Consider the following 25,054-nt stretch of genomic DNA (forward strand, 5'->3'; position numbering starts at 1 on the left):
TGGCCATCCTGTATACGCCAATAGTATGGCCCAAGAACGCTTTCGGCATTGCCGCGTCTTGAGAACAAGATAAAGCCCTCCGGTGGAGCATCCGATTCACCTAGTGACAACTTAATCCCTCCGCTATTCAAACAGTTCATGCCCCTTTGACCCGTCGCTGGCCGGTGCCCGGAAGTGGCAGTAGTGTTGCGGACCGCAACTCAGGCAACTTCGAACAAGCCCGCCGCGCCCATGCCGCCACCAACGCACATCGTAATTACGACGAAGCGCACACCTCTCCGCTTGCCTTCGATCAGCGCATGTGCGGTCAGACGCGAGCCAGTCATGCCGTAGGGATGTCCCACTGAAATGGCGCCGCCGTTGACATTCAGCCGTTCGTTGGGAATCCCCAGCCGATCGCGACAGTAGATCGCTTGCGATGCGAACGCTTCGTTCAGTTCCCAAAGGCCAATGTCGTCCATTTTCAGACCATGGGCACGCAACAACTTGGGCACAGCAAAAACCGGGCCAATCCCCATTTCTTCGGGTTCGCATCCGGCCACCGCTATCCCACGGTAGATCCCCAGCGGCTCAAGATTGCGGCGCTCCGCCTCGCGTGCTTCCATCAGCACACACGCCGACGCACCATCAGAAAGCTGACTGGAATTACCCGCAGTGATGAACTTGCCCTGCGGAACCTGCTGTCCGTCCGAAAAGACCGGCTGTAAGGCAGCCAGTCCTTCTGCCGTGGCACCAGGCCGATTGCATTCATCCTTATCCAAAGTCACTTCGCGAACAGAGCTTTCGCCGGTAACCTTGTCTTTGACGATCATTGAGGTGGTCATCGGCACGATTTCTTTGTCGAACCGCCCTGCCGCCTGGGCCGCGGCCGTGCGCTTTTGTGATTGCAGCGAAAAAGCATCCTGCGCCTCGCGCGACACACCGTAACGATCCGCAACGATCTCGGCCGTTTCGATCATACTCATGTAAACAGCCGGCAGGCGGGCCGCCAGTTCAGGATCCTGCGCCCGGTATTTGATGGCGTGTTTGTTCTGAGTGAGAGAAATGGCCTCGAGTCCACCGCCGACAATAGTGGTCATACCGTCACCGGTGATCTGCTTGGCCGCAGTGGCGATGGCCATCAAACCGGAGGAGCATTTGCGGTCCACACTCATGCCGGGGACGCTGACGGGCAAACCCGCACGCAACGCACTCTGCCGTGCAATGTTGCTGCCGGTGGCGCCATACTGATGCGCTGCGCCCAGCACTACATCGTCGATTTCGGCCGGATCAACGCCAGCACGAGCAACGGCAGCCGCAATCACATGACCTCCGAGAGCTTGAGATTGAGTGTCATTGAATGCGCCCCGGTACGCTTTGCCGATTGCGGTGCGGGCAGTGGAAACGATAACGGCGCTTCTCATGATAACATTTATCCTCTCTGTCTGAGTTTGATTATCTATGCCATGGTCGCCAGGTCCCGGTCATGATGTGCAAGATGCCAATATAAATTGGTCTGCATGGCAATAATTTCCAACCTTTTCTCGAACAGTGATCTGCCCAAAATGATCGCAATTTGACAAGATATGTTAAGAGCTCCGTTCGTGAGCAAAAATAGCTGGTTCTTTGTTAGTGTTCTGTAATTCATACCTCGGGTAGTGTCCGATTTCATCGGCCTTGTTCTTGGTGCGCGTTCGGACAGTACAATTAGAGCGCCAAACCCTCCCGCGTCGGAGACAATCGCTGCAAATTCGCACACCCAATCCAAATCGTGCCACCCGGGATGTCCGAATTCTGGATGTGGAGCCTTTTGTTCACACAGGTTTTCATTCTGCCCCTCCAGATTGAAAGAATAGGTAAATCCACAAGGTCCACTGCCTCCGCAGCACAGGATCAGGTGTCGTATTCTAAGTAGCCATGCCCGACGGCGACCACATCCCGGTCGATACAGCGGACCTGAAAGCTTGCAACGCCCTCCTCGTCTTGCCAGATTTCGGTACGAAGAATTTCTCCTGGGAAAACCGGCGCTGTGAAGCGCGCGCCGATGCGCCGAAATCGTTCCGGCTGATAATCGCATAGCACTTTCAGCAGCGCATGCCCCGCCACGCCAAACGTGGCCAGCCCATGCAAAATGGGCTTGGGAAAACCCGCCTTGATAGCCACCGCGGGGTCGGCATGCAGAGGATTTAGATCGCCCGAAAGTCGGTAGAGAAGCGCGCCCTGCGTCGAAGTCGGCAGCTCGCAAATCAGATCAGGCGCGCGGTCCGGCACCTGATGCGGCTTTGGCTGCTGGCGTGCTGGTCCGCCAAAACCACCATCACCGCGGCAGAAAGTCGATTGCCGGATCGTTGCGATTTCTTTCCCGCTCTCCTTGTCGGTCAGAATGCGCTGCGATTGGACCACAGCACCTCGCCCCTCCCCCTTGTCGAAGACATCGATCACTTTACTGTGGCCCGTCACGGTACCACCGGGCGGAAGCGGCGCGGTCAGCGTCAGGTCGAATTCTCCTGCAACCAGCCGCACCCAGTCTATGCCCGTATCGAGATCGCGCATCCAGAACCCAGGATGGGCCAGAACCACAGCCTGGGTGGGCAGCACCTTCTGCCCCTCTTCGTAGACGAAAGTCAGTTCCTCGGGATCACTCGGATCAAGGCCCAGTCCAAGCCCAAGAGCGTACATAATGGAATCTTTCCATGTGTAGCTCTGTTCGGAATCAGGAATGCTTAGGTTCAAGAGTTCATCATAAACAATCGCCACGGGACCTCCTGTCTGTTCCTGCTGCTGAAGTGCGCGCGCAGTTACACTAGAGGAAGGTAGGTTCGATCCGCCCCCGAAACAAGGTAAAAGTCGCGCATTGTGCGACAGTTGCTAAATTTCATTGGTGCCACAGGGAGGAAAATCTAGAAACTGACCCTCAGAGCCTGCATGCCTTCGCAGATGAGGGTTATGCCGGACCGAAACTCCGCAACGCACTGAAGGGACGCGGCGGCTGGGCCATCGAACTGGGCCATCGAAATTGTCAAACGCTCCGATGTCCTCAAAGGCTTTGAGATGAACCGCGCCGGGTTTGCCGGAGGCTCCACCCCCTGAGTAGGATGGAGCATCATGAGCAAGACAACGAACGAGTATTCCCCCCAAGTGCGCGAGCGCGCCGTTCGCCTGGTTCTGGACAATCAAGGACAGCATGAGAGCCGCTGGTCGGCGATCCTGTCGATTTCGTCGAAGATCGGCTGTGCGCCGCAGAGGCTGAACGAATGGGTCAAGAAGGCCGAGGTGGCCGAGAAGAGCGAGCCTTTGTCCGCCATTGCTCCGAGGACAATGGCGAGCGTGCTGGAACGCAAGAACCGCGAGCTGAAGCAGGCCAATGAGATCCTGCGAAAGGCGTCTGCATATTTTGCCCCCCTCTCGGGACCTTGCTCCGCAAGGCCCTTCCGGGCAACGGGACGCAGCTCGACCGCCGGTCCAGGACATGATCGCCTTTATCGAAGAGAATAGGGATATCGGGGTCGAGCCGATCTGCAAGCACCTGCCGATTGCCCCATCCACGTTCTACGATCACATGGCCAAGCGGGCGAACCCGGACCTGTTGTCGGATCAGGCTAAACGCGACAAGACGCTGCGACCCAAGATCGACCGCGTCTGGGAGCAGAACTACAAGGTCCACGACGTGAGCAAAGTCTGACACCAGATGCGCCGGGAAGGCTTTGATGTCGCCAGATGCATGGTGGCACGGCTGATGAAGGACTTCGGCATCGAAGGCATCATTCGCGGGAAGAACGCCAGGACGACAATACCCGACAAGGCCCTGCCATGCCCGCTGGACAAGGTGAACCGCCAGTTCCGGGTGCCTGGGCATGCTCTGGGTCAGCGACTTCACCTATGTGGCGACGTGGCAGGGCTTCGTCTACGTTGCGTTTGTCATCGCTGCCTTCGCCCGCCGCATCGTCGGTTGGCGGGTGAGCCGGGCCGCACATGCCGGGTTCGTGCTCGATGCTCTCGAACAGGCCGTTCATCAGCGACAGCCAGGCTCTGGGCTGGTGCATCACTCGGATCGCGGGTCGCAATATCTGTCGACAAATACAGCGAACGCCTCGCCGAGGCGGGCATTGAACCGTCGGTCGGCAGCGTCGGTGATAGCTACGACAATGCTTTGACCGAGACGATCAACGGTCTGTTCAAGGCTGAGGTCATTCATCGCCGTGGGCCATGGCGCAGCTTCGGCGCCGTGGAATATGCCACACTCGAATGGGTCGATTGGTTCAACAACCGCCGCCTGCTGGAACCCATCGGTAACATCCCGCCAGCAGAGGCCGAGGCAAACTTCTACGCAGCTCCGGAAACATCAGACATGGCCGCGTAGCTTAAACAATTCAGCCTCCGGCAAACCCGGCGCGGTTCAGTTCGACATATGACAGATCACTCCACGCAACGCCGGCGGCGGTTCATTATGGCTCCCGCAACGCCCGCGGTACATCCGACCATCGCCCCGAACTAGAACTGACGGACTGTGCACAGCGAATATAACGCTTTGAACTTCGTGGTGGAGGGGAGATGACTCGCCTCGCAATTCGGCTGTTTTGGTGTTTAGGGAGGAGGCTAGAAAACACGCAAATCCTTGAAATTTTCTGAATAGTTTTTACCCCCATATCGACATGTCTGTTCCATCTTGAACGCTTCGATTCCGTTTGCCGATCACGTTTTTACCAACGCGGTCTGGGCATGGAACTACGGCAAGGTGCGGTTCGTTATTTTAATGATTCATCTTAGGAAACGGAGGTCGGACATGGGACGCCTGGATAACAAAAGAGTGGTCATAACCGGGGGTGCAGGTGGCATCGGAGCGGAAACCGCCAAGCTATTCCTCAAGGAAGGTGCGGAGGTTGCGCTGGTTGATCTGGATCAGGATGCACTGAATGACGTTGCTAAAACGCTTGAAGAACACGGCAAGGTCGTGGTCATCGCCGCCGACGTGTCGAACGAAGCGGATGTGGAGCGATACGTTCAAGAGGCCAAGGACAAGTTGGGCGGTATTGACGTTTTCTTCAACAACGCCGGCATCGAAGGAACCGTCGCACCGTTGATCGAACAGAAGGTAGAGGATTTTGACAAGGTCATGGCTGTAAATGTGCGGGGCATATTTCTGGGCCTAAAACATGTTATGAAGGCTATGAGCGAAAGCGGCGGAAGCATCATCAATACGTCATCGGTAGCGGGCCTATCTGCCGGTCCGGGCCTGACGCCCTATGTCACGTCCAAACATGCGGTGGTCGGCCTCACACGTAACGGGTCCGCCGAGGGTGCTGGTCAGAATATTCGCGTGAATTCGGTGCATCCCGCACCTGTGAACACGCGCATGATGCGCTCTATCGAAAAGGGCTCGAAACCCGAGGATGCCGCGGCTGCAAAGGCGGAGTATGAAAAGCGGGTTCCGCTCGGCCGCTATGGCGAACCCGACGATGTTGCGAAGCTTGTACTATTCCTAGCCTCCGACGAATCGAGCTTTATCACAGGTGCCCAATATGTTGTCGATGGGGGCATGACCACCTGATCTGATACCAAAATCTTCGGGCGCGTGGGCTAACACGCCGACTTCATTGTCAGGGCGATACTAACGAATACTGTCAATGAGGGCGTCAATCGAAAGCTGGCGAGCCCGAAAGCCCCGAACAAGCAGTGTCATTTGTACAGAAGGTCGTAAGTATAATTAGGGTCACGCCAAATCCTTCAATAAAATCAAAGATATTTGGCTCCGGCGGTAGGGATCGAACCTACGACCAATTGATTAACAGTCAACTGCTCTACCGCTGAGCTACGCCGGACCACGTCTTTCGACTTGGCGGGGTGTAGCAAAGGCATGGGGGGGCGGCAAGCGCAATCTAGCGCAATTCCGGCAAAAAAATTACGGGGCGCGTCCGCCATATTCCTGCGTGACTTCCAGCGCGATCTTCCGGACTTCGTGACCGAGTTCCGCCATCCTCTCCCCGCCCAACCGCGACTGGGGGCCGGAGACGGAAATTGCGGCGATCGGGTCGCCTGTCTCACCGAAAATGACCGACGCTGCACAGCGCAATCCTTCGGCATGTTCCCCATCGTCCGTGGCGTATCCGGCTGCTTGAGCTGCGTTCAAGGCGGTGTTCAGCAGGCTCCGGTCGGTGATCGTGGCGTTCGTCAACTTGATCAGGTCGTCGGATGACAGGGCGCGTTCGCGGCGGTCCTTCGGCATCATTGACAACAGGGCCTTGCCGGAACCCGATGCGTGCATGGGCAACCGGCCGCCGACTTGGGTGATCGCGCGCATCGCATGTCTGCTTTCGACCTGATCCAGACAGACCACCTGCCCGCCGCTTTCCACGAAAATGTTGGCTGTCTCGCCTGTCGTCTCAACCAGACGCCGCAGGAACGGCTTGGCCACGTGCAACAGATTGCGGGTTCGAACGAAGGCAGACCCGGTGACGAAGGCGGTAACCCCGATCTGCCAGATGCCCGCGTTCATGTCGTATCTGACGAAACGCTCGCTCTCCATCGTGGTCAGCAATCTATGCGTGGTCGAGGGCGGCAGATTCGCGCGCTCCGCCACCTCTGTCAGCGTCAGACCGCTATCGGAGGCCGCGATCTCTCGCAGCAAGGTCATCGCGCGTATAACCGCCCGCACCTGACCGGCGCGTTCGTTCGGAACCGTCTCGTTGCTGTTGCTGCTCATGCGAGGTACGTAGTTCGGGCATTTCGACTGACGAGGGGGAACACGGCAGTTTGAACTGCTCAGGAGCATTGTTTCGCCATTTGACCCGAGGTTTTGGAAGATGATCCATTTGCCAGACAGCCCCAGCCTGCATGTCGAGGATCTGCACAGTGACAACGCCCCCACTGTGGTCCTGATACATGATTTCCGTCTGGATCGGCGCGTCTGGGGTGATGTGGCAAAACGTCTGCCCTCGCAGGTGCGATGCGTCATACCCGATTTACGTGGATACGGGCACAGCCCCGCCCCGGACGGCCAGTGGTCGATGCGCGATGTGGTCTATGACCTCGCGAACACTCTGTTTTCGCTGAATATACGCGATGCGGTCGTTGTCGGCTCGGGAACTGGCGGCATGATTGCGCAGGCCCTGGCCGCCGAGGTGCCCCAGACCGTGCGCGCACTGGTTCTGATCGGAACCGGGGCCAAGCTGGAGACGGAGGACAGATGGCTGCATCGGGCGCAGGTTCTGAGCGACCTGCCCGACACGGCGCGCGTCCGGCAGTTGCTGGACGCCGCGACTTATCGCGCACCTGACCCGCATCTGTGCGAAATCGCGGCCTCGATCCGGCCGGACACCTTGCGGCGGATGTGCGAGGCGGTGGCCCACACCGATCTGCGCCGCTCGACCGATGCGCTGCGCTTGCCTACTTTAGGCTTGGTCGGGCGTAACGATCGCATCACGCCGCCGGATCTGATGCGTGAAATGATCGACGGCATTCCCGGTGCCTCGCTGGAGTTGTTGCCGCGCTGCGGTCATATCACGGCGTATGACGCGCCTGAGGCGACGGCGGATGCGATCAACGGATTTCTGGACCGCACCGGGCATCTTCTACCCGATTTCGACAGCAAGGACCCCTCCTGATGAGTTTCACCCCTTTCGACAGCCCGCTTTATCGTGAATTGATCTCGGATACGGAACTTGCCGTGCTGTTCAGCGATGCCGCGGAAATCCGCGCAATGTTGCTGTTTGAGGGGGCATTGGCCGATGCGCAGGGTGAGTTGGGCATCATTCCGCTGGAAAGCGCGCTGTTCATCTCTCGCAGCGCGCGGGAGGTTCAACTCGACCCCTCCGCGTTGGCCAAGGGGCTGGCTGCCGCCGGTGTCGCGGGCCCTGCCCTCGTTGCCGCCTTCCGGGCGGAGATGAAGGCCCCCGAGCACGCGCAGTGGGCGCATCATGGTGCCTCCTCGCAGGACCTTGTCGATACGGGGCTGGTGATCCGTCTGCGGCGTGCCGCCGATATCCTGCAACAGCGGATCGAGGTGCTGGCCGAAACGCTCGGAGCGCAGGCGAACCAGCACGCGCATGTCGTGATGGCCGCGCGCACCCGGCATCAGATCGCGACGCCGACGACATTCGGCGCGCGGGTCGCGACATGGCACGCCCCCCTGCCCCGCCACCTGCAACGGCTGTCGCAATTGCGACCCCGGGTGGAGGTCGTCAGTCTGGCAGGCGCGTCCGGGACCTCCGCCGCGCTCGGGCCGCAAGCCGTTGAGGTGGAGGCCCGTGTCGCCGCCGCGCTGGGTTTGGCAGCCTCGCACCATCCGTGGAATGCGACCCGCGACGGCTTGGCGGAATTCGCCGGTTGGCTGGCCCTGGTCAGCGGCTCGATGGGCAAGATCGCGACCGATGTCCTGCAACTGATACAGGCCGAGCCGCCGCAGATCGGGGTTTCCTCGGGCGGTGGATCCTCGACCATGCCGCACAAGGCGAACCCCGTCGCGGCGGAAACCATCGTCGCCCTGGCGCGCCATGTCGCGACCCTGTCGTCCTCGCTGATGCATTCCCAGCTTACCGAAAGCGACCGCGACGGGGCCGCGTGGGTGCAGGAATGGCTTTCCCTGCCGCAGTTGTTCTGCGCCACGGGGGCCGCGCTGCGGCATACGCAGCAGATGATCGAAGGGATCGTGCCCGATGCGGATGCGATGCGCGCGACGATCGAGGCCACCCACGGCACGATGTTCGCGGAACCTGTGACCTTTGCCCTGGCCGAACATATGCCACGACCCGAGGCCGCCGCGCTGGTCAAGGAGGCTTGCACACGCGCCGGTCCCGACCGATCATTGCGCACGATCCTCGAAGCGGAAAGCCCGGTGGTGCTCGACTGGGAGGCGCTGTTCGATCCGGTGGCGCAATGTGGCCGTGCGGTTGCCCTCGCCCGCGCCCCTGCGAAAGGTGGCGATGATGACCGCAAATGAGATTATCGCGATGCTGGACCTCGCCCCGCACCCCGAGGGCGGCTGGTACCGCGAAACATGGCGCGCGCCGACCAAAGGCGATGCGCGGGCCAGTGGCACCTCGATCTATTTCCTGCTGGCAGCGGAGCAGTTTTCCCACTGGCACCGCGTCGATGCTGCGGAGATCTGGCACTGGTATGCCGGCGCGCCGCTGGTCCTGTCGTTGAGCGAGAATGGCCACGATGCCGAGGCGGCGATCCTGGGCCCCGAACTGACCGCCGGCCAAAGACCCCAGCGCATCGTTCCGGCAGGATGGTGGCAATCCGCCACCTCGCTGGGCGCGTGGACGCTGGTGGGTTGCACCGTCAGCCCCGGCTTTCAGTTCGCGGGGTTCGAACTGGCCCCACCGGACTGGCGCCCCACACGTCGGGGGAGCACGCCGCGAGGGGATTGAGGACGTCGCCACGAACCGCTAGACGTTTGCCAACTATGCAGGAGCGCACAATGGCCGATACCATCGTCGAAAACCCCCAGATCTATCTGATCACTCCGGCCAAATTCGAATTGGCGACGTTCAGCGAAACCCTGCAAAGGGTGCTGGATACGCGTGAGATCGGCTGTGTCCGCCTCGACATGCCGGGGGCCGAGGCTGGCGACATCGCACAGGCCGCCGATCTGTTGCGCGACATCTGCCATCAGCGCGACGTGGCGCTGGTGATCGCGGATCATTTCCGCATGGTCGGCGTGCACGGTCTGGACGGGGTGCATCTCAGCGATCCACGGGCTGTGCGCGATGTGCGCCGCGACTTGGGGGCGGACGCCATTGTCGGCGCATTCTGCGGCAGTTCGCGTCATGTCGGCATGAACGCCGGGGAGGGCGGTGCGGATTACGTCACCTTCGGTCCCACCAGCCCCGATCCCCTGCTGGGTGACGGGTCCGTCGTCGATCTGGATCTGTTCGACTGGTGGTCAAAGGTTGTCGAGGTTCCCGTCGTGGCCGAGGGCGGCCTGACGCCGGAACTGGTCGCCAAGCTGACCCCGCTGGTCGATTTCTTCGCCGTCGGGCGCGAAATCTGGTCAGAGGAAGACCCCGTCGCCGCGATGCAGACACTGGGCCTGCCGCGCGGCGACTGATCCTCAGCTATAGTCGCGCTGATCGTCGATGACCTTGCCGTCGTTGGGCAGGCTTCCCTTCGCCACGACTTCGACCTTTCCGCCCAGTTTGAGGATGTCGCGCACGCTGCCCGACACTGCCTCTACGTTGACATCATCCGCTTCGACCTGAACCAGCATCTGATCCCGCTCATCCTGGCGGGTGGCGGTAACACGGGCGCGGGCGATCTCGGGGTGGCGTGCGACCAGAGTTGCGACCTGCTCTGGCCGGACGAACATGCCCTTGATCTTCGCGGTCTGATCGGCGCGGCCCATCCAGCCCTTGATGCGCATATTCGTTCTGCCACACGGGCTTTGCCCCGGCAGGATCGCGCTCAAATCGCCGGTCGCGAACCGCACCAGAGGGTAATCGCGGTTCAGCGAGGTAACCAGGACTTCGCCCACCTCGCCCTCCGCCACAGGATCGCCGGTGCCGGGGCGCACGATTTCCACGATCACGCCTTCATCGACGATCATCCCCTCCATCGCCGGGCTTTCATAGGCGATGTTGCCCAGATCGGCGGTCGCATAGCATTGCAGGCAGTCGATGCCACGATCCGCATATTCAGCCCGCAGCGACGGAAACAGCGCGCCGCCACCGACGACAGCACGGGTGATGGCCAACGACAGGCCAAGCTCGTCCGCCTTTTCCAGAATGGCCTTGAGGTAATCGGGCGTACCGGCATAGGCTGTGACCCCCAGATGCGCCGCCGCCTGGGCCTGAAGCTCCGTCTGTCCGGTTCCGGCGGGAAAGACCCGCGCGCCGACAGCCGCCGCGCCGCTCTCGAACATCATGCCGGCAGGTGTGAAATGATAGGAGAAGCAGTTTTGCACCAGATCGGCTCCGCTGAGGCCCGCCGCATGTGCAAACCTGCCCATCCGATACCAGTCATCGCCCGTGCCCCCCGGTTCGTAGATCGGTCCGGGCGATTGAAACGCATGTTGCAAACGCCCGACGGCGAACCCTCCGAAGGGCGGGTTGGCCTTTTGCGCAGGTCCCAGATCGGATTTGCGCAGCACGGGCAAGGTCGCCAGCGCCTCACGCGAGTCCACCCTGCCCGGCTGGCCCAGATGTGCCGCCATACCGGGGGCATAGCTGACCGCGTGGTCGATCAGCGCGGCGAGCGCGGCGCTCTGATCCTCCTCCCGCTGCTCAGGGGTTCTGGTCTCAAGCGCATCGAAATGGGTCATATGAGGTCCGTAAGGTTAGGAGGGTAATTTATAGGTCGTGGGGTCGTCGCTCTTGTCCAGGACGATCTCATCGTTGGATAGCATCTTCTTGGCCACACGTTCCACCGTCTGTTCCCAATTCTCGACGGGCTCACGCTCATCCGGCAGGACGGCCACGGCAGATGCCAGTTCCTCCTGCGGGACGGGTCCGCTTTCCAGCAGTTCCAGGATGCGGGCGTGGATGGCCTGCGCGGTTTCTTCGGTTACGGTCATATCAGCCTCCGATGACAGTTCATCGGTACAAGCTAGATCGCCCTGCGCCGACTGCCAGCATCAGTTCAACCAACGCTTGCGACGCCGGTACGAACGCACATCGCGAAAGCTCTTGCGGCCCTCATCACCAACGCCGAGGTAGAATTCCTTCACGTCGGGGTTTTCACGCAGATCGGCGGCGTCACCGTCCATCACGATCCGTCCGGATTCCAGAATGTAGCCGTAATGCGCGTAGCGCAGCGCAACATTGGTGTTCTGTTCAGCCAGCAGGAAGGACACGCCCTCTTGCTCGTTCAGGTTCTTCACGATGCTGAAGATTTCCTCGACCAATTGCGGTGCAAGCCCCATCGACGGCTCATCCAGCAGCACGGTTTCCGGTTTTGACATAAGCGCGCGCCCGATGGCGCACATCTGCTGTTCCCCGCCCGAGGTATATCCGGCCTGCGACTTGCGCCGCTCACGCAGTCGCGGAAAATAGGTGTAGACCATCTCCAACCCGGCCTTCGCCTCGGCGGCGGATCGGGTATAGGCGCCGGTCATCAGGTTTTCCTCGATGGTCAGGTGCTCAAAGCAATGGCGCCCCTCCATCACCTGGATGATACCGCCACGCACCAGATCGTTGGGTGAGCGGTTTTGCGTGCTCTCCCCGTGATACTGGATCGAACCCTTGGTGATCTCGCCCCGTTCGGAGGCGAGCAACCCGGATATCGCCTTGAGTGTCGTGCTCTTGCCCGCGCCGTTGCCCCCCAACAACGCGGTGATGCCGCCCTTGGGCACCTTCAGGCTGACACCCTTCAACACCAGGATGACGTGGTTGTAGATCACCTCGATGTTGTTCACTTCGAGCAATGTATCGTCGGCTTTGGCAGTGTCCAGCATCGGGCTCCCCTCTATGGAATGCCCCCGGCGACTTGCGCCGGGGGCGGTGTTTCAGATCACTCGCAACGCGTCTCGGGGATGTTGTTCTCCGCCGCGTAGGCATTCGAATCTTCCAACACCAGACGGTCGATCAGTTCCTTGTCGGGCTCCGCGAAGTCCGAGATCATCGTCCAGGATTGCCTATCCGCATCCCATTCCGCAATCGCGGAACTGCCCGGCCCGCCATGATCCGCGCAGGAGACGGAGAATTCCGGACCGAAGCCCGGCAGACCCAACGCCTCCATCCTCGCCTCGTCGATCACCAGAGCTTCCATTCCGTCGCGCATCATCACCGCGTCGATATCGGACACACCATGGATTTCCTGGGCGGTGCGCACAGCCTCTGCCGCCAGCATCGCCGCGTACATACCACGGTTGTACAGGACCGTACCGACCTGATCGCCCGCACCCGCAGCGAGGCCCGCATCCAGAACATATTCCTGAATGTCGTCATAGACCGGGTAATCGCTGCCGACACCGTGGAACATCACAGCGCGATAGCCATCGGCCCCTGCCCCAGCCGGGATCACGTCATTCTCGGACACGGACCACCAGGCGCCATAGAAGTTGTTCATCGGGTAGCGAATGTTGACCGCCTCCTGAATGGCGACGGAGTTCTGCACACCCCAGCCCCACATGATGACGAAGTCGGGACGCTCGCGGCGCACTTCGAGCCAGGTGGACCGCTGCTCGTTTCCGGGAGGGCTGACAGCCTTGAGCGACAGCTCGAAACCGTGCTTCTCGCTCAACATCTGCAAGGTGCGGATCGGCTCCGTGCCGAACGAACTGTCGTGGTAGACCAGCGCGATGCTCTTGCCCTCCAGATCGCCGTCGTTCTCCTCCAGCAGAAAATTCACGATCCCGGACGCCGCGTCCCAATAGTTCGCGGGGTAGTTGAACACGTGGCTGAAAACCTCACCGTTTGCGGCGGATGTCCGGCCATAGCCCAGCGAGTGAATCGGAATATCGTCCGCCGTCGCCTTGGGGATCAGCTGGTAGGTGATGCCGGTGGACAGGGGCTGATAGACCAGCGCGCCCTCTCCCTTGGTGGATTCGTAGCATTCCACGCCACGCTCGGTGTTGTAGCCGGTTTCGCAAGGCACGAGGCGGATCGGCTCCCCTCCGATGCCGCCGTCACGCTCCTGCAGCAGCGTCATGTAATCGGCGTAGCCGTCCGCGAAGGGAATGCCACCCGGGCCGTAGGGGCCAGTACGGTAGTCCAGCGTCGGGAACACCAATTCGGCGGCGGCCGGACCGGCGACGATTGCCGTCGTGCAGACGGCGAGTGCGAGAGTCTTGAGCTTCATTCTTGATTTCCTCCGGTTGATTGACACGCCCCGGTTTCCCCCGGGGTCGCAGATTGAAAGTTTAGTGAGGGAACGGCCACAGCCGCAGTTTTTCCTTTACGGTGCGCCATAGCGCGGCGAGGCCGTGTGGCTCCACGATCAGGAACATCACGATCAGACCACCCGACACCAGAAAGTTGATATGCGCCGCGATATCCGTCGGCCATCCCAGCATGTCCACGAAGAACAGCTTCAGGAACACCGGCAGCAGCACCATGAACGCCGCGCCCGCGAACGATCCGAAGACCGACCCCAGTCCGCCGATAATGACCATGAACAGCACGAGGAAGGATTTCTGGATGCCGAAGGCCTCACCCACCTCAGCCGCGCCCAGATAGACGGAGAAGAACAGCGCACCCGAAATGCCGATGAAGAAGGAAGAGACCGCGAATGCGCTCAACTTGGTGCGCAACGGGTTCACGCCGATGATCTCCGCCGCGATGTCCATGTCGCGGATCGCCATCCACGACCGGCCGATCCGGCCCCGTGTCAGATTGCGCGTCAACCAGGCCAGCGCAAACACGAAGACGAGGCAGAACAGATAAGCCACCCAAGGCTCCGCGTTCGCACCCGTGACCGCCTGGCCAAAGATCGTCCGCTCCGGCGCGTTGATCTGGCCCGAGGCGGAGTAGTTGTAGAACCACGGCACCTTGTTGAACAACCATACGAGGAAGAACTGCGCCGCCAACGTTGCCACGGCCAGATAGAACCCCTTGATCCGCAGTGAGGGCAGCCCGAACAGCACGCCGACCGCAGCCGTGATAACACCGGAGATGATCACGATGAAGAAGATGTTCAGATCCGGGAACGCCGTCATCAGCTTGTAGGTCGCATAGGCCCCCACCGCCATGAACCCGCCGGTGCCCAGCGAGAGCTGACCGCAATATCCGGTCAGGATGTTCAACCCCAGCGCCGCGATCGAGAAGATCAGGAACGGCAGCATGATCGCGTTGACAGTGTAATCCGTCAAAACGAACGGCACGACGAAGAACGCCACGAACGTCACCGCGTAGTACCACCAGCGATCCAGCTTGATCGGGAAGGTCTGGGCATCGTCGCTATAGGACGTCTTGTAATCGCCTGCTTCACGATAGAGCATCTCAGGCCTCCTTCACTTCGGGAACGTAACGCTTGAGCAGGAGCGGCACGAAATACATCATGGACAACGACAGGAAGAACCAAGCGACGGGGTATCCCATCGCCCCGATCAACTGGAAAGGGCCCGCTCCGATATGCGCATAGTTGAGCAGCTGGGTCGCACTGCCAATGACCGAGATCGCGGCCAGAAAAGTGTAGAGCACCAGAGCGATCACTGTGATCTTGTACATCGTTCGTGCCATCACACCCTCTCGATGATCTTGTCGCCGAACAGGCCCTGCGGCCGGAAGACGAGGAACAGGAGGGCCAGCACATAGGCGAACCAGTTTTCCGTCGCACCGCCCAGGAACGGCACCCCGATCAGGAACTCGAACAGCTTCTCACCCATTCCGATGATCAGACCGCCGACGATGGCGCCGGGGATGGATGTGAAGCCGCCCAGCATCAGCACCGGCAAGGCCTTGAGCGCGATAAGGCTGAGCGAGAATTGCACGCCCGACTTGGTGCCCCACATGATGCCCGCGACCAGCGCAACGAAGCCTGCGATGGACCAGACCATGATCCAGATCCGGTTCAGCGAAATACCCACCGACAGCGCCGCCTGATGGTCATCCGCCACCGCGCGCATCGCCCGGCCCGGCTTTGTGTACTGGGCGAAGATGGTCAGACCGGCCACCAGGAACACCGCGATCACCGTTGCCCAGATGTCGAGCGTATCGACATACATGCCCCAGTAATCCTCACCCTGGGCGGCCCATTGCGCGGTCACGTCCTCGATCCAGAACGATCCGCCCGAAGGCAGGCCCACATCGAGGTTCTTCAATTCCGCCCCCCACATCAGGTCGCCGAAACCCTCCATGAAATAGGCCAGACCGATGGTCGCCATGAACAGGATGATCGGCTCCTGATTGACCAGGCGCACCATGATGACCTTCACCACCACCCACGCAAAGACCACCATGACCAGTGTGGTCAGCAAGATGGCCAGAAGCGACGGCACATCGAACCCGAACCGTGCGATATGCCCCCCGGTGATCGCGTTGATCAGATGCGCGAACGGCACCTGCCCGGTCTGAATCCCCACCAGCGTTTGCGCCGCGAACAGCGCCATCACGCCCTGGGCGTAGTTGAACACGCCCGAGGATTTGAAAATCAGCACGAAGCCCAACGCGACGAGGGAATACAAAACCCCCGTCATCAACCCGTTGATCGAGACTTCCAGCGTATTGAGCAGCCAGATCGGCATCAGTTCTCTCCCAAAGCGGTGTTGGACCAGCAGCCCGCAGGCAGGTGCTTGGCGTTGAGTGCGGTGGCGAAACAATCGTCATCGGGACCGTACGGATCCGGTGTTTGCTGCGCATAATGCGGCATGCTTGCGGCGAGAGCCCGCACACCGCCATTTGTGAATGGCGCAGGGGGCGTCAGTGCAACACAATCAGTCATGGGCGACACCGAGATAGGCGTCGATGACCTCGGGGTTGGCAATGACCTCCGCCGGGGTGCCGTCTCCGATCTTGCGCCCGTAATCCAGCACCACGACCCGGTCGGAAATATCCATGACCACGCCCATGTCGTGCTCGATCAAGGCGATGGTCGTGCCGAATTCGTCGTTCACGTCGAGGATGAAGCGGGACATGTCCTCCTTCTCCTCGACATTCATGCCCGCCATCGGCTCATCCAGCAGCAACAGCTTTGGCTCCGCCGCCAGAGCCCTGCCCAGTTCGACCCGCTTTTGCAGACCGTAGGGCAGCCTGCCCACAGGCGTCTTGCGGATTGCCTGAATTTCCAGAAAATCAATGATCCTCTCGACGAAGGCGCGGTTCTCGATTTCTTCGCGCTCAGCCTCACCACGCCAGATCGCCTGCTTCCAGACCGGCGCCTTCATATGGGTGAAACGGCCCGTCATGATGTTGTCGAGCGTGCTCATCCCCTTGAACAGCGCGATGTTCTGAAATGTCCGCGCGATGCCCTGCTGGGCGATCTGGAACGGCTTCATCGGGCCGCGCTTCTCACCGCGGAACAAGATGTCACCCTCCTGCGGATGGTAGAAGCCGTTGATTACGTTGAGCATCGAGGATTTCCCCGCGCCGTTCGGGCCGATGATCGCGCGAATCTCCCCCTCACGGATGTCGAAGGAGATATCCTTGATTGCCACCACGCCGCCAAAGCGCAGGGTGATGTTCTTGACCTCCAGCATCACCGGGCCGATCGTGCGCCCATCGGGAGTGGTGTAGCTGTCCGTGTCGTTGGGTGGGCTCATATCGTTCATCGCATAACCTCGGACGGGATCGTCTGGCAGAGACATGCGCCTCCGGCGGGGATATTTCGGGAAAGTGAAGGGGCTGTCATTCCGCCGCCACACGCTGCGTCGTGACGGGAACCGTGGCTGCGTCGCGGATGACAAGCTGACCCTTCACCCGGCCCTTGCGACCGTCCTCATATGTGACTTCTGTATCGGCAAAAACCTCGGTCGAGCCGTCATAGAGCGCGTCGATAAGGTCGCCGTAGCGTTCCTCGATGATCCGGCGGCGCACCTTTTGCGTGCGCGTCAGCTCACCGTCGTCAGCGTCCAGCTGTTTGTGCAGGATCAGGAAGCGGTGGACCTGGCAGCCCGACAGCATCTCATCCTGCGCAACGGAACGGTTGACCTCCTCTACATGCTCCTGAAGCGTGGAGAGCACCTGCGGGTGCTGCGCCAGTTCCTGATAGGAGCCATAGGCGATGTTGTTGCGCTCCGCCCAGTTGCCGACGGAGCCGAGGTCGATGTTCAGGAACGCGGTGCAGTAGTCACGCCCGTTGCCGAAGACCACGGCCTCCAGGATATTGGGGAAGAACTTCAGCTTGTTCTCGACATATTTCGGGGCGAACAGCGATCCGTCGGCCATCTGGCCCACGTCCTTCGCCCGGTCGATGATGCGCAGGTGGCCGCTGTCCTTCTCGATGAACCCGGCATCACCGGTGGCGACCCAACCCTCCGGATCCTTGGTGGAGGCGGTGCTTTCGGGGTTCTTGTAGTATTCGACAAAGGTGCCCGGCGAGCGATAGAAGACCTCACCATTCTCAGCGATCCGCAGTTCCACATCGGGCGATGGGACGCCGACGGTATCCGCGCGCACCTCCCCGTCGGGTTGCTGCGTGATGAAGACCGACGCCTCCGTCTGACCGTAGAGCTGCTTGAGGTTGATCCCCAGCGATCGGTAGAACTCGAAGATTTCCGGGCCGATCGCTTCTCCGGCGGTGTAGCCGAGCCGCACCCGCGTCATCCCCAATGTGTTTCTCAGCGGGGCATAGACCAGTGCGTTGCCGATGGCGTACTGGATCCGCTCCCCCAAACTGACCGGTTTGCCGTCCAGAATTCGGGGGCCGACCGACTTGGCCACGGCCATGTATTTGTGAAACAGCTTCTGCTTGATCTTCGAGGCGTCCTCCATCCGGATCATGACGGTGGTCAGCAACCCCTCGTAGAAACGGGGCGGGGCGAAGAAATAGGTGGGTCCAACCTCGCGCAGGTCGGTCTGCATCGTATGCTCCGCCTCGGGACAGCAGACACAAAAGCCGGTCCAATGCGCCTGTCCCATCGAGAAGATGAAGTCGCCAACCCATGCCATCGGCAGATAAGCCAGCACGCTGTCGGTCTGCCGCAGGCCGTCGAATTCCGAGGTATTTTTGGCTGTAACCAGGATGTTGCGGTTCGACAGGACCACGCCCTTGGGCCGCCCCGTCGTGCCGGAGGTGTAGAGCATCACGCAGGTATCGTCGATTCCCTTCGCGGCGATGGTGGCGTCCAGCTGAGCGTTCCGATCGGATGCGCGTGACTTGCCGAGTTCGATGACGGATTCGAGCGAATGCAGGTGGCTGTGATCGTATTTGCGCAGGCCGCCCGGATCGCGATAGACGATCTCACGCAGATCGGGCAGCTGGTCGCGCACTTCGAGCACCTTGTCCACCTGCTCCTGATCGTCGCAGATCACCAGCTTTGCGGAACAATGGTCCAGAACGTAGGCGATCTCCTCCGCCACGCCGTCCTGATAGATCGGCACGGCAACACCGCCGGCCGCGCTGACGGCAGTCATCGTGATGTACAATTCTGGCCGGTTCGTGCCGATAATGGCGACGTGGTCGCCCGGCTGCAATCCCAGCTCCAGCAGACCGATGGCTGTGGCGCGCATGTCGGCATGCGCCTCGGCCCACGTCCAGCTTTGCCAGATGCCGTATTCCTTGACCCGGTATGCGGGCGCATCACCGAACCGTTGCACGTTATGTGCCAACAGTTTCGGGAACGTGTTCAGGTCGCCGAGCACCGACTGGACCATGGTCTATTCCTCCCCCTATGGAGCAGGACTCGATGCTATCGCTCTTTTCGGCGACGGATAATTGCGCACAAAGTCCATTTGATGGCGCAAAACGTAGCAACAGATTTTCCGCCGGGTAAAGAGGCTAAATGAACTAGTGTTCAATTTTATTTGGGTAAGCTGCGTCTTGCCTTCATTCGCTGCGGCGCAGCAAAAATCGGTAAAGCCAGTACCTTATCGCCGTGCGGCCCTTGGGGGACCAGTATTTAACCCCTTTGCAAGATTGTCAGTACCGCACACGCGAAGAGAGTGAACAAGCTCGCCGTAATTCTCTGCACTCAAAAAAAGCCGCCCCGGAGGGCGGCTTCGCATTCTCGATCAAAAAGTGATCAGGCGTCCACAGGCTCGCTCGTCAGCGCCTTGTTTGACCGGATTTCGATCTGTCGGGGTTTCAGCGCCTCGGGGACTTCACGAACCAGATCAATGATGAGCAGACCGTTTTCGGTCCGCGCCCCGCTCGCCCGAACGTGGTCGGCCAGCTGGAACCGTTTTTCGAACGCGCGGGTCGCTATCCCGCGATGCAGGTAGCTGCGATCCTCATCGTCTGTCTCCTTCTTGCCCGATACGACAAGCTGTCCGTCACGCGCCTCGATCGACAGTTCATCCTCCGCAAATCCCGCGACGGCGACCGTGATCGCGTAAGTGTCGTCACCGGTTTTTTCGATATTGTAAGGGGGATAACCAGTCTGGCCGTTGTCGGACACGGTGTCGAGCAAGTTGAACAGGCGGTCGAACCCGACAGTGGAACGGTAGAATGGCGAAAAGTCAGTATTACGCATGATGCATCCTTTCATAAGCGATACTTTTGCTTGAGCCTTCCTTTTGCGGACAGGCCCGGTTCTGTGCGAGGCCCGGTCACCGGCACCTCACATCCCCTATTTGGGAAACCACCAATCGGTGTTCAAGAGGGCCTCACTCGCGTCCGAGTTGCTGCGCGATGCTTGAACCTGGGCGCCTGATGCCCCGATCCGCGTCCCCGTGCACCATGTCGGTCAGCACCGAATCGAGCGCCCCCTCGTCAATCGCGGCGCCATAGGCCACCTGCTGATCGCCGCCGCGCATCCCGATGGCCGACACAACCGACGATATCCGCGCGCGCCCGTTGCGCACGGTAAAGACCGGGCTGCCCGACGCGCCGAAGGTCACGTCGCAATCCATCACGACGAATCTGTCCTCGACAGCAATCGTGTCGCACGGTTCCTGGATCGAGGGGGCCTCGGGCCGGTCCGCCGCATAGGACACCACGACGATGGGATCGCCTGCGCGCGGGCGCAACTCCCGCTCGAACGGATGAACCTCGTTGATCGGGTCCATCAGTTCCAGCACCGCGATGTCGGATGTGATCTGTCGTTCGCTCAACTCGCGCAGGGGATCGTAACCGCGATGCACCATCACCCGTCGCACCCGGCGGTGCGCGATATAATCGCCGATATAGTATCCCGCGACGAAGTGGAGTGCATTTGGCCTGACCGGCAGGCGCGTCCGGTCGGAAAATACGCAATGGGCCGCCGTCAGCACCAGATCGGGCGCAATCAGCGTGGCGGTGCAGAACCCGCGCCCGTCGATGTTCAACCGCCCCACGGCACGCCAGTCCGCCGCCTCGGTTCGCGACAGCAGCCTGCGCCCCTCGGCCTGTGCGGCACCAGCCCACAGCAACACTATCAACAGCACGTATCGCATGGACCCTCCGCCGCGCGACCTTGGCAGGCTGCGCCGAGGGGATCAATCGTTCTTGATGAGCGCGGGCGGTTTCGGGCCGCCTGTTGCCCAGTCGAGCAGTTCGACCGTGTGCACTACAGGCACGCCCGCTGCGGACCCGATCTGCATCATGCAACCGATATTGCCCGCTGCGATCACATCGGGCTGCGTTGCCTGCAGGGTCGCAACCTTGCGCGCCTTCAACTCCCCCGAAATCGCGGGTTGCATCAGGTTGTACGTTCCGGCGGAACCGCAGCACAGATGCGGGTCGCGCGGCTCCACCACGGCAAAGCCCGCCTTTTTCAAAAGCTTCTTCGGCGTGTCCTTGATCTGCTGCCCATGTTGCAGCGAGCAGGCGGAATGATAGGTGACGCGCAGCGGTTCGGCGCGGGCGTTCAGGTCCAGTCCCTCCAGCACCTCCGAGATGTCGCGCGCGATGGCCGACACCCGCGCCGCATTCGCGGCCAGCGGATCGTTTCGGAACATGTGCCCATAATCCTTGACCGTCGTGCCACAGCCGGAGGTGTTGATGACGATGGCGTCCAGGCCCTCGCCGTCCATCTCCGCCACCCAGGCCTTGATGTTCGCGGCGGCGGAGGCATGGCTCTGTCCCTCGCGGCCCATGTGGTGGGTCAGCGCGCCACAGCATCCGGCACCGCGCGCTACGACAACCTCGACCCCGTGCCGGCGCAGGATACGGATCGTCGCGTCGTTGATATCGGTGTTCAGCGCCTTTTGCGCGCACCCCGTCATCAGTGCCACTCGCTTGATCCGGGGCCCCTGCGCGGCGAAGGTCTGCGGCCGATCGTTGGGCGAGGGCGAGGGAATGTCGCGCGGTGCCATGTCCAGCATCGCCCGCAAGCGCGGGTCCGGCATGAAGCGTCGAAATGGTCGCCCCAGTCGCGCCAGCCCCAGTGCCGCGCGAAACCGCCCCGAATGGGGCAGCACCTGCGCCAACGTCCAGCGCAATGCCCGGTCCATGAAGGGGCGTCGGTAGTTCTTTTCGATATAGGCGCGGCCATGATCGACCAGATGCATGTAATGCACCCCCGAGGGGCACGTGGTCATGCAGGCAAGGCAGCTGAGGCAGCGGTCGATATGTTTGACCGTCTTCGCGTCCGGGGTGCGCTCATTCTCCAGCATGTCCTTGATTAGGTAGATGCGTCCGCGCGGGCTGTCCAATTCATCCCCCAGCACCTGATAGGTCGGGCATGTCGCGGTGCAAAAGCCGCAATGAACGCAACTGCGCAGAATCTCGTTCGAGCGTGCGATGGCCGGATCGGTGAGCTGCTCGGGGGTGAAGCTGGTCTGCATGTGACGCGATCCCTAGATCATCTTGCCGGAATTGAGGATGCCGCGCGGGTCGAATTGCGTGCGCAGACCCTGGCTGAGCCGTGCCACCGGCATCGGTTCGGGCTGGAACGCCCGCTTGTCGGTGCCGCGAATCAATGTCGCGTGGCCGGGATATTCAGCGATGCGGTCGCGCAGCACGGTGCCCTGCGGCATGCGCAGCCACACCAGCCCGCCCTGCCAGTCGTAAAGGGCCGGATGCCCCCCCGCCGCCGCGACGACACGCGGTCCGTCGGATGGCTTTACGCAGATCCGCCAGATATCGCCCTGCCCGTCGCATAGCGGCCTTGCGTCCCGAATATCCGCCCATATCGCGGCGCTGTCATCCTCGACGATTTGCGCGGCACCCCGGCTCGACAAATCCTGTGACAGTGCCTGCGCACGGTAGCTGACGGATTGTTCCAGCCCTTCGATCCGAACCAAAGTGCGCCCCGAGGCCGGATCATGCGCGGCACCTGAAACGTCGTAGGGGGACCGCATGGCCGCCGCCAGCAGGGCCACCGCCGCCCCGTCGTCCAGACCCGACCAGACCAGCGTGGCGACCGATTGCGGTCTGGGCAGAACCTTGAACGAAACCTCGCTCAGCACCCCGAGCGTGCCGTGACTGCCCGCCATCAGCTTGACCAGATCGTAGCCGGTGACGTTCTTCATCACCCGGCCCCCATTCTTGACCACATGCCCCTCGCCGGTGACGAAGCGCACGCCGATAAGGCTGTCGCGACAGGCGCCGACCTTCAACCGGCGCGGACCGGAGGCGTTCGTTGCCACCACGCCGCCGATGGTCGGTGTGCCCGTGATGCCTAGGATGCCACGATGGTCCATCGGTTCGAAGGGCAGCATCTGCCCCTCCGCCGCCAGCGCGGCCTCGACCTCGGCCAAAGGCGTTCCGGCCCGCGCGACCAGCGTCAGCGCCCCCGGATCGTAGAGAGTGATGCCGCTGAGGCCGGATGTCTGCATCACCGCGTCCGACCGAACCGGATTGCCATAGGGGCGCGTGCCGCCGCCCCGGATGGCCAGCCGGGTCCGCTGCGCGTGGGCGGCGCGCACCATCTCGGCCAGCTGCTGTTCCGTATCGGGGGTCAGAACCGTGTCGTTCACGTCGTTCATGTCAAACTCCTGTCCCCGACCGCCCCGGTCCCGGAATCGCCAGAAAGGGTGTGGAAAGCATCGCGCATCAAGCGATCGCCGCGTCCTGCGTCTGGCGCTGCGGAACATCCCGCGCCGCGCGCCGCGCCTCGGTCACGTCCAGCGGAAACACCTTAGCCGGGTTCAGCAACCAACCGGGGTCGAAAACATCCTTCACCCGGACCTGCATTTCCAGATCGGCGGCGTCGAACTGCACGTGCATCAGGTCGCGTTTCTCGATCCCCACACCATGTTCGCCGGTCAGGCAGCCGCCGACCTCAACGCAGAGCTTCAGGATCTCGGCCCCCAGCGCCTCGCAGGTGTTCAGATCGCCGGGTTTGTTGGCATCGAACAGGATCAGCGGATGCATGTTGCCGTCGCCCGCGTGAAAGACATTGGCCACGTCCAGCCCGAACTCGGCTGACAATTCGCGGATGCGGCGCAGGACGAAGGGCAGTTCGCTGACCGGAATGGTCCCGTCCAGGCACATGTAATCGTTGATCTGCCCCATCGCGCCGAACGCGGCCTTGCGCCCGGCCCAGATCGCGGCGGATTCCGCCTCGGACTTGCTTTCGCGCATCTCGACCGGATCGTGCGTGGCGGCGATGGCCTTGATCTTCGCCAGTTGATCGTCGATTTCGGCGTCCGAGCCTTCGACCTCGACGATCAGCAGGGCCTCGCAATCGGGGTAGCCGGCCTTGGCGAACCGTTCGCAGGCCGCGATGCAGGGGCGGTCCATGAATTCGATGGCGACGGGCAAAAGGCCCGCGCGGATGATGTCGCTGACGCAGGCGCCCGCCACCTCGTTCGCGTCGAAGGCCAGCAGGATCGGGCGCGCGCCCTCCGCCTTCGCGATGATGCGCAGGGTCGCCTCCGTCACCACGCCCAACTGACCTTCCGAGCCGCAGATCAGGCCCAGCAGGTCGTAGCCGCCGGAATCCATGTGGGCACCGCCAATCTCAACGATCTCCCCCTCCATCGTGACCATTGTCACCCCCAGCAGATTGTTGGTCGTGACCCCGTATTTCAGGCAATGCGCCCCGCCGGAATTCATCGCGATATTGCCCGCGATGGCGCAGGCCAGCTGGCTGGAGGGATCGGGCGCGTAAAAGAACCCATCCTGTTCGACCGCGCCGGTCACGCTCAGATTGGTCCGTCCGGTCTGCACGCGAATGAAGCGGTTGTCGTAATCCGTCTCGATCACCTCGGTCAGCCGGGCCACGCCCAGAATGACCGCATCCGCCGTTGGCAAGGCCCCGCCCGCCAGTGAGGTGCCCGATCCGCGCGGCACGACCGGCACGGCCTCCTCATGACAGATGCGCAGGACCGCCGCGACCTGCGCTGTCGTGGCGGGCAGAACGGCGGCCATTGGCGGGCACTTATATGCGGTCAGCGCATCGCATTCATAGGCGCGAACCTCATTGTCGGAATGGATCACGGCCCCATCCGGCAGAACCTGCTTCAGACGCGCGACCAGATGCGCCTTGCGCGCGATAATGGCCTGATTTGGGTCCGGCATCTGCATGTTACATTCCCCCGTTCCGCGAATTGGTCCAGATGTATGACCAATTCCAGCACACGACCAGCCATTTCCGGCCTATGCCCGGCCCATTTGCGGCCCAATTCCGGTGCAGGCCAGCTTTGCGCGCATCGCCGCTTTCCGACGCGCTTTGCGCAGC

General features: G+C 61.4%; 22 protein-coding genes, 1 tRNA gene, 1 pseudogene and 1 other annotated feature. Of the genes and pseudogenes, 6 read left to right on the forward strand and 18 right to left on the reverse strand.

Annotated features, from left to right (window positions below):
• Positions 1-200: 200 nt before the first annotated feature.
• Both G8E03_RS12900 and G8E03_RS12905 read right to left on the reverse strand, forming a co-directional pair.
• On the reverse strand, positions 201-1,403 hold the full coding sequence (locus G8E03_RS12900; RefSeq protein ID WP_166192631.1) for an acetyl-CoA C-acyltransferase: 1,203 nt from the start codon (positions 1,401-1,403) through the stop codon (positions 201-203).
• A 469-nt stretch (positions 1,404-1,872) separates the two neighbouring features.
• Entirely contained in the window at positions 1,873-2,736 is an 864-nt protein-coding gene (locus tag G8E03_RS12905) for a MaoC family dehydratase (RefSeq protein ID WP_240910358.1), read from the reverse strand.
• 348 nt (positions 2,737-3,084) lie between these two features.
• Between G8E03_RS12905 and G8E03_RS12910 the strand changes: the two are divergent.
• Positions 3,085-4,339, forward strand: a pseudogene (locus G8E03_RS12910) (IS3 family transposase).
• Positions 3,414-3,520: a sequence feature (AL1L pseudoknot), on the forward strand. (Overlaps the previous pseudogene by 107 nt.)
• A 306-nt stretch (positions 4,340-4,645) precedes the next feature.
• Entirely contained in the window at positions 4,646-5,527 is an 882-nt protein-coding gene (locus G8E03_RS12915) for an SDR family NAD(P)-dependent oxidoreductase (RefSeq protein ID WP_240910359.1), read from the forward strand.
• Positions 5,528-5,723: 196 nt separating this feature from the next.
• Here the strand turns inward: G8E03_RS12915 and G8E03_RS12920 are convergent.
• A tRNA-Asn gene (locus G8E03_RS12920) sits at positions 5,724-5,798 on the reverse strand.
• 80 nt (positions 5,799-5,878) lie between these two features.
• On the reverse strand, positions 5,879-6,679 hold the full coding sequence (locus G8E03_RS12925; protein WP_166192635.1) for an IclR family transcriptional regulator: 801 nt from the start codon (positions 6,677-6,679) through the stop codon (positions 5,879-5,881).
• 100 nt (positions 6,680-6,779) lie between these two features.
• Between G8E03_RS12925 and G8E03_RS12930 the strand changes: the two genes are divergently transcribed.
• The 4 genes from G8E03_RS12930 to G8E03_RS12945 are packed head-to-tail and all read left to right on the forward strand — an operon-like array spanning position 6,780 to position 10,027.
• The gene (locus tag G8E03_RS12930) at positions 6,780-7,580 is read left to right on the forward strand and encodes an alpha/beta fold hydrolase (protein ID WP_166192637.1); all 801 of its coding nucleotides are present in this window, start codon (positions 6,780-6,782) and stop codon (positions 7,578-7,580) included.
• Positions 7,580-8,914, forward strand: a complete 1,335-nt coding sequence (locus G8E03_RS12935) for a lyase family protein (protein ID WP_166192639.1) — start codon at positions 7,580-7,582, stop codon at positions 8,912-8,914. Before G8E03_RS12930 ends, G8E03_RS12935 begins: the two co-directional genes overlap by 1 nt.
• Entirely contained in the window at positions 8,901-9,347 is a 447-nt protein-coding gene (locus tag G8E03_RS12940) for a cupin domain-containing protein (protein ID WP_166192641.1), read from the forward strand. Before G8E03_RS12935 ends, G8E03_RS12940 begins: the two co-directional genes overlap by 14 nt.
• Before the next feature lie 50 nt (positions 9,348-9,397).
• Entirely contained in the window at positions 9,398-10,027 is a 630-nt protein-coding gene (locus G8E03_RS12945; RefSeq protein ID WP_166192643.1) for a thiamine phosphate synthase, read from the forward strand.
• A gap of 3 nt (positions 10,028-10,030) precedes the next feature.
• Here G8E03_RS12945 and G8E03_RS12950 read toward each other — a convergent pair whose 3' ends face one another.
• The 14 genes from G8E03_RS12950 to G8E03_RS13015 form a co-directional block, all read right to left on the reverse strand.
• Positions 10,031-11,236, reverse strand: coding sequence for a phenylacetate--CoA ligase family protein (locus tag G8E03_RS12950; protein ID WP_166192645.1), 1,206 nt, complete (start codon positions 11,234-11,236; stop codon positions 10,031-10,033).
• Positions 11,237-11,251: 15 nt separating this feature from the next.
• Positions 11,252-11,488 (reverse strand): hypothetical protein, encoded by a 237-nt coding sequence (locus G8E03_RS12955; protein ID WP_166192647.1) that lies wholly within the window; start codon positions 11,486-11,488, stop codon positions 11,252-11,254.
• Between the two features lie 60 nt (positions 11,489-11,548).
• Positions 11,549-12,367 (reverse strand): ABC transporter ATP-binding protein, encoded by an 819-nt coding sequence (locus tag G8E03_RS12960; protein WP_166192650.1) that lies wholly within the window; start codon positions 12,365-12,367, stop codon positions 11,549-11,551.
• A gap of 56 nt (positions 12,368-12,423) precedes the next feature.
• Entirely contained in the window at positions 12,424-13,713 is a 1,290-nt protein-coding gene (locus tag G8E03_RS12965; protein ID WP_166192653.1) for an ABC transporter substrate-binding protein, read from the reverse strand.
• A gap of 61 nt (positions 13,714-13,774) precedes the next feature.
• Positions 13,775-14,851 carry a branched-chain amino acid ABC transporter permease gene (locus tag G8E03_RS12970; RefSeq protein ID WP_166192656.1) on the reverse strand — a complete coding sequence of 359 codons (1,077 nt, stop codon included), beginning with the start codon at positions 14,849-14,851 and terminating at the stop codon, positions 13,775-13,777.
• Between the two features lies 1 nt (position 14,852).
• On the reverse strand, positions 14,853-15,080 hold the full coding sequence (locus tag G8E03_RS12975; RefSeq protein ID WP_205793130.1) for a hypothetical protein: 228 nt from the start codon (positions 15,078-15,080) through the stop codon (positions 14,853-14,855).
• Between the two features lie 11 nt (positions 15,081-15,091).
• Entirely contained in the window at positions 15,092-16,096 is a 1,005-nt protein-coding gene (locus G8E03_RS12980; protein WP_166192662.1) for a branched-chain amino acid ABC transporter permease, read from the reverse strand.
• 189 nt (positions 16,097-16,285) lie between these two features.
• Positions 16,286-17,110 carry an ABC transporter ATP-binding protein gene (locus G8E03_RS12985; protein WP_166194236.1) on the reverse strand — a complete coding sequence of 275 codons (825 nt, stop codon included), beginning with the start codon at positions 17,108-17,110 and terminating at the stop codon, positions 16,286-16,288.
• Between the two features lie 85 nt (positions 17,111-17,195).
• On the reverse strand, positions 17,196-19,163 hold the full coding sequence (locus G8E03_RS12990) for an AMP-binding protein (RefSeq protein ID WP_166192665.1): 1,968 nt from the start codon (positions 19,161-19,163) through the stop codon (positions 17,196-17,198).
• 368 nt (positions 19,164-19,531) lie between these two features.
• The gene (locus G8E03_RS12995; RefSeq protein ID WP_166192668.1) at positions 19,532-19,981 is read right to left on the reverse strand and encodes an Hsp20 family protein; all 450 of its coding nucleotides are present in this window, start codon (positions 19,979-19,981) and stop codon (positions 19,532-19,534) included.
• A gap of 133 nt (positions 19,982-20,114) precedes the next feature.
• The gene (locus G8E03_RS13000) at positions 20,115-20,882 is read right to left on the reverse strand and encodes a trypsin-like serine peptidase (protein ID WP_166192672.1); all 768 of its coding nucleotides are present in this window, start codon (positions 20,880-20,882) and stop codon (positions 20,115-20,117) included.
• 42 nt (positions 20,883-20,924) lie between these two features.
• Complete coding sequence (gene glcF / locus G8E03_RS13005) at positions 20,925-22,214, reverse strand: glycolate oxidase subunit GlcF (protein WP_166192676.1); 1,290 nt, start codon at positions 22,212-22,214, stop codon at positions 20,925-20,927.
• Positions 22,215-22,226: 12 nt separating this feature from the next.
• On the reverse strand, positions 22,227-23,333 hold the full coding sequence (gene glcE, locus G8E03_RS13010; RefSeq protein WP_166194239.1) for a glycolate oxidase subunit GlcE: 1,107 nt from the start codon (positions 23,331-23,333) through the stop codon (positions 22,227-22,229).
• Positions 23,334-23,424: 91 nt separating this feature from the next.
• Positions 23,425-24,900: an FAD-linked oxidase C-terminal domain-containing protein gene (locus G8E03_RS13015; RefSeq protein WP_166192678.1), complete on the reverse strand. Its 1,476-nt coding sequence runs from the start codon at positions 24,898-24,900 to the stop codon at positions 23,425-23,427.
• Between the last annotated feature and the right edge of the window lie 154 nt (positions 24,901-25,054).

The sequence above is a fragment of the Pontivivens nitratireducens genome, assembly GCF_011290545.1.
GTDB lineage: Bacteria > Pseudomonadota > Alphaproteobacteria > Rhodobacterales > Rhodobacteraceae > Pontivivens > Pontivivens nitratireducens.

Excerpts from the sequence above, each read along its gene's own strand:
- G8E03_RS12900 (WP_166192631.1), bottom strand. The coding sequence starts at position 1,403 with ATGAGAAGCGCCGTTATCGTTTCCACTGCCCGCACCGCAATCGGCAAA.
- G8E03_RS12925 (WP_166192635.1), bottom strand. The coding sequence starts at position 6,679 with ATGAGCAGCAACAGCAACGAGACGGTTCCGAACGAACGCGCCGGTCAG.
- G8E03_RS12930 (WP_166192637.1), top strand. The coding sequence starts at position 6,780 with ATGATCCATTTGCCAGACAGCCCCAGCCTGCATGTCGAGGATCTGCAC.
- G8E03_RS12935 (WP_166192639.1), top strand. The coding sequence starts at position 7,580 with ATGAGTTTCACCCCTTTCGACAGCCCGCTTTATCGTGAATTGATCTCG.
- G8E03_RS12940 (WP_166192641.1), top strand. The coding sequence starts at position 8,901 with ATGACCGCAAATGAGATTATCGCGATGCTGGACCTCGCCCCGCACCCC.
- G8E03_RS12945 (WP_166192643.1), top strand. The coding sequence starts at position 9,398 with ATGGCCGATACCATCGTCGAAAACCCCCAGATCTATCTGATCACTCCG.
- G8E03_RS12950 (WP_166192645.1), bottom strand. The coding sequence starts at position 11,236 with ATGACCCATTTCGATGCGCTTGAGACCAGAACCCCTGAGCAGCGGGAG.
- G8E03_RS12955 (WP_166192647.1), bottom strand. The coding sequence starts at position 11,488 with ATGACCGTAACCGAAGAAACCGCGCAGGCCATCCACGCCCGCATCCTG.
- G8E03_RS12960 (WP_166192650.1), bottom strand. The coding sequence starts at position 12,367 with ATGCTGGACACTGCCAAAGCCGACGATACATTGCTCGAAGTGAACAAC.
- G8E03_RS12965 (WP_166192653.1), bottom strand. The coding sequence starts at position 13,713 with ATGAAGCTCAAGACTCTCGCACTCGCCGTCTGCACGACGGCAATCGTC.
- G8E03_RS12970 (WP_166192656.1), bottom strand. The coding sequence starts at position 14,851 with ATGCTCTATCGTGAAGCAGGCGATTACAAGACGTCCTATAGCGACGAT.
- G8E03_RS12975 (WP_205793130.1), bottom strand. The coding sequence starts at position 15,080 with ATGTACAAGATCACAGTGATCGCTCTGGTGCTCTACACTTTTCTGGCC.
- G8E03_RS12980 (WP_166192662.1), bottom strand. The coding sequence starts at position 16,096 with ATGCCGATCTGGCTGCTCAATACGCTGGAAGTCTCGATCAACGGGTTG.
- G8E03_RS12985 (WP_166194236.1), bottom strand. The coding sequence starts at position 17,110 with ATGAGCCCACCCAACGACACGGACAGCTACACCACTCCCGATGGGCGC.
- G8E03_RS12990 (WP_166192665.1), bottom strand. The coding sequence starts at position 19,163 with ATGGTCCAGTCGGTGCTCGGCGACCTGAACACGTTCCCGAAACTGTTG.
- G8E03_RS12995 (WP_166192668.1), bottom strand. The coding sequence starts at position 19,981 with ATGCGTAATACTGACTTTTCGCCATTCTACCGTTCCACTGTCGGGTTC.
- G8E03_RS13000 (WP_166192672.1), bottom strand. The coding sequence starts at position 20,882 with ATGCGATACGTGCTGTTGATAGTGTTGCTGTGGGCTGGTGCCGCACAG.
- glcF (WP_166192676.1), bottom strand. The coding sequence starts at position 22,214 with ATGCAGACCAGCTTCACCCCCGAGCAGCTCACCGATCCGGCCATCGCA.
- G8E03_RS13015 (WP_166192678.1), bottom strand. The coding sequence starts at position 24,900 with ATGCAGATGCCGGACCCAAATCAGGCCATTATCGCGCGCAAGGCGCAT.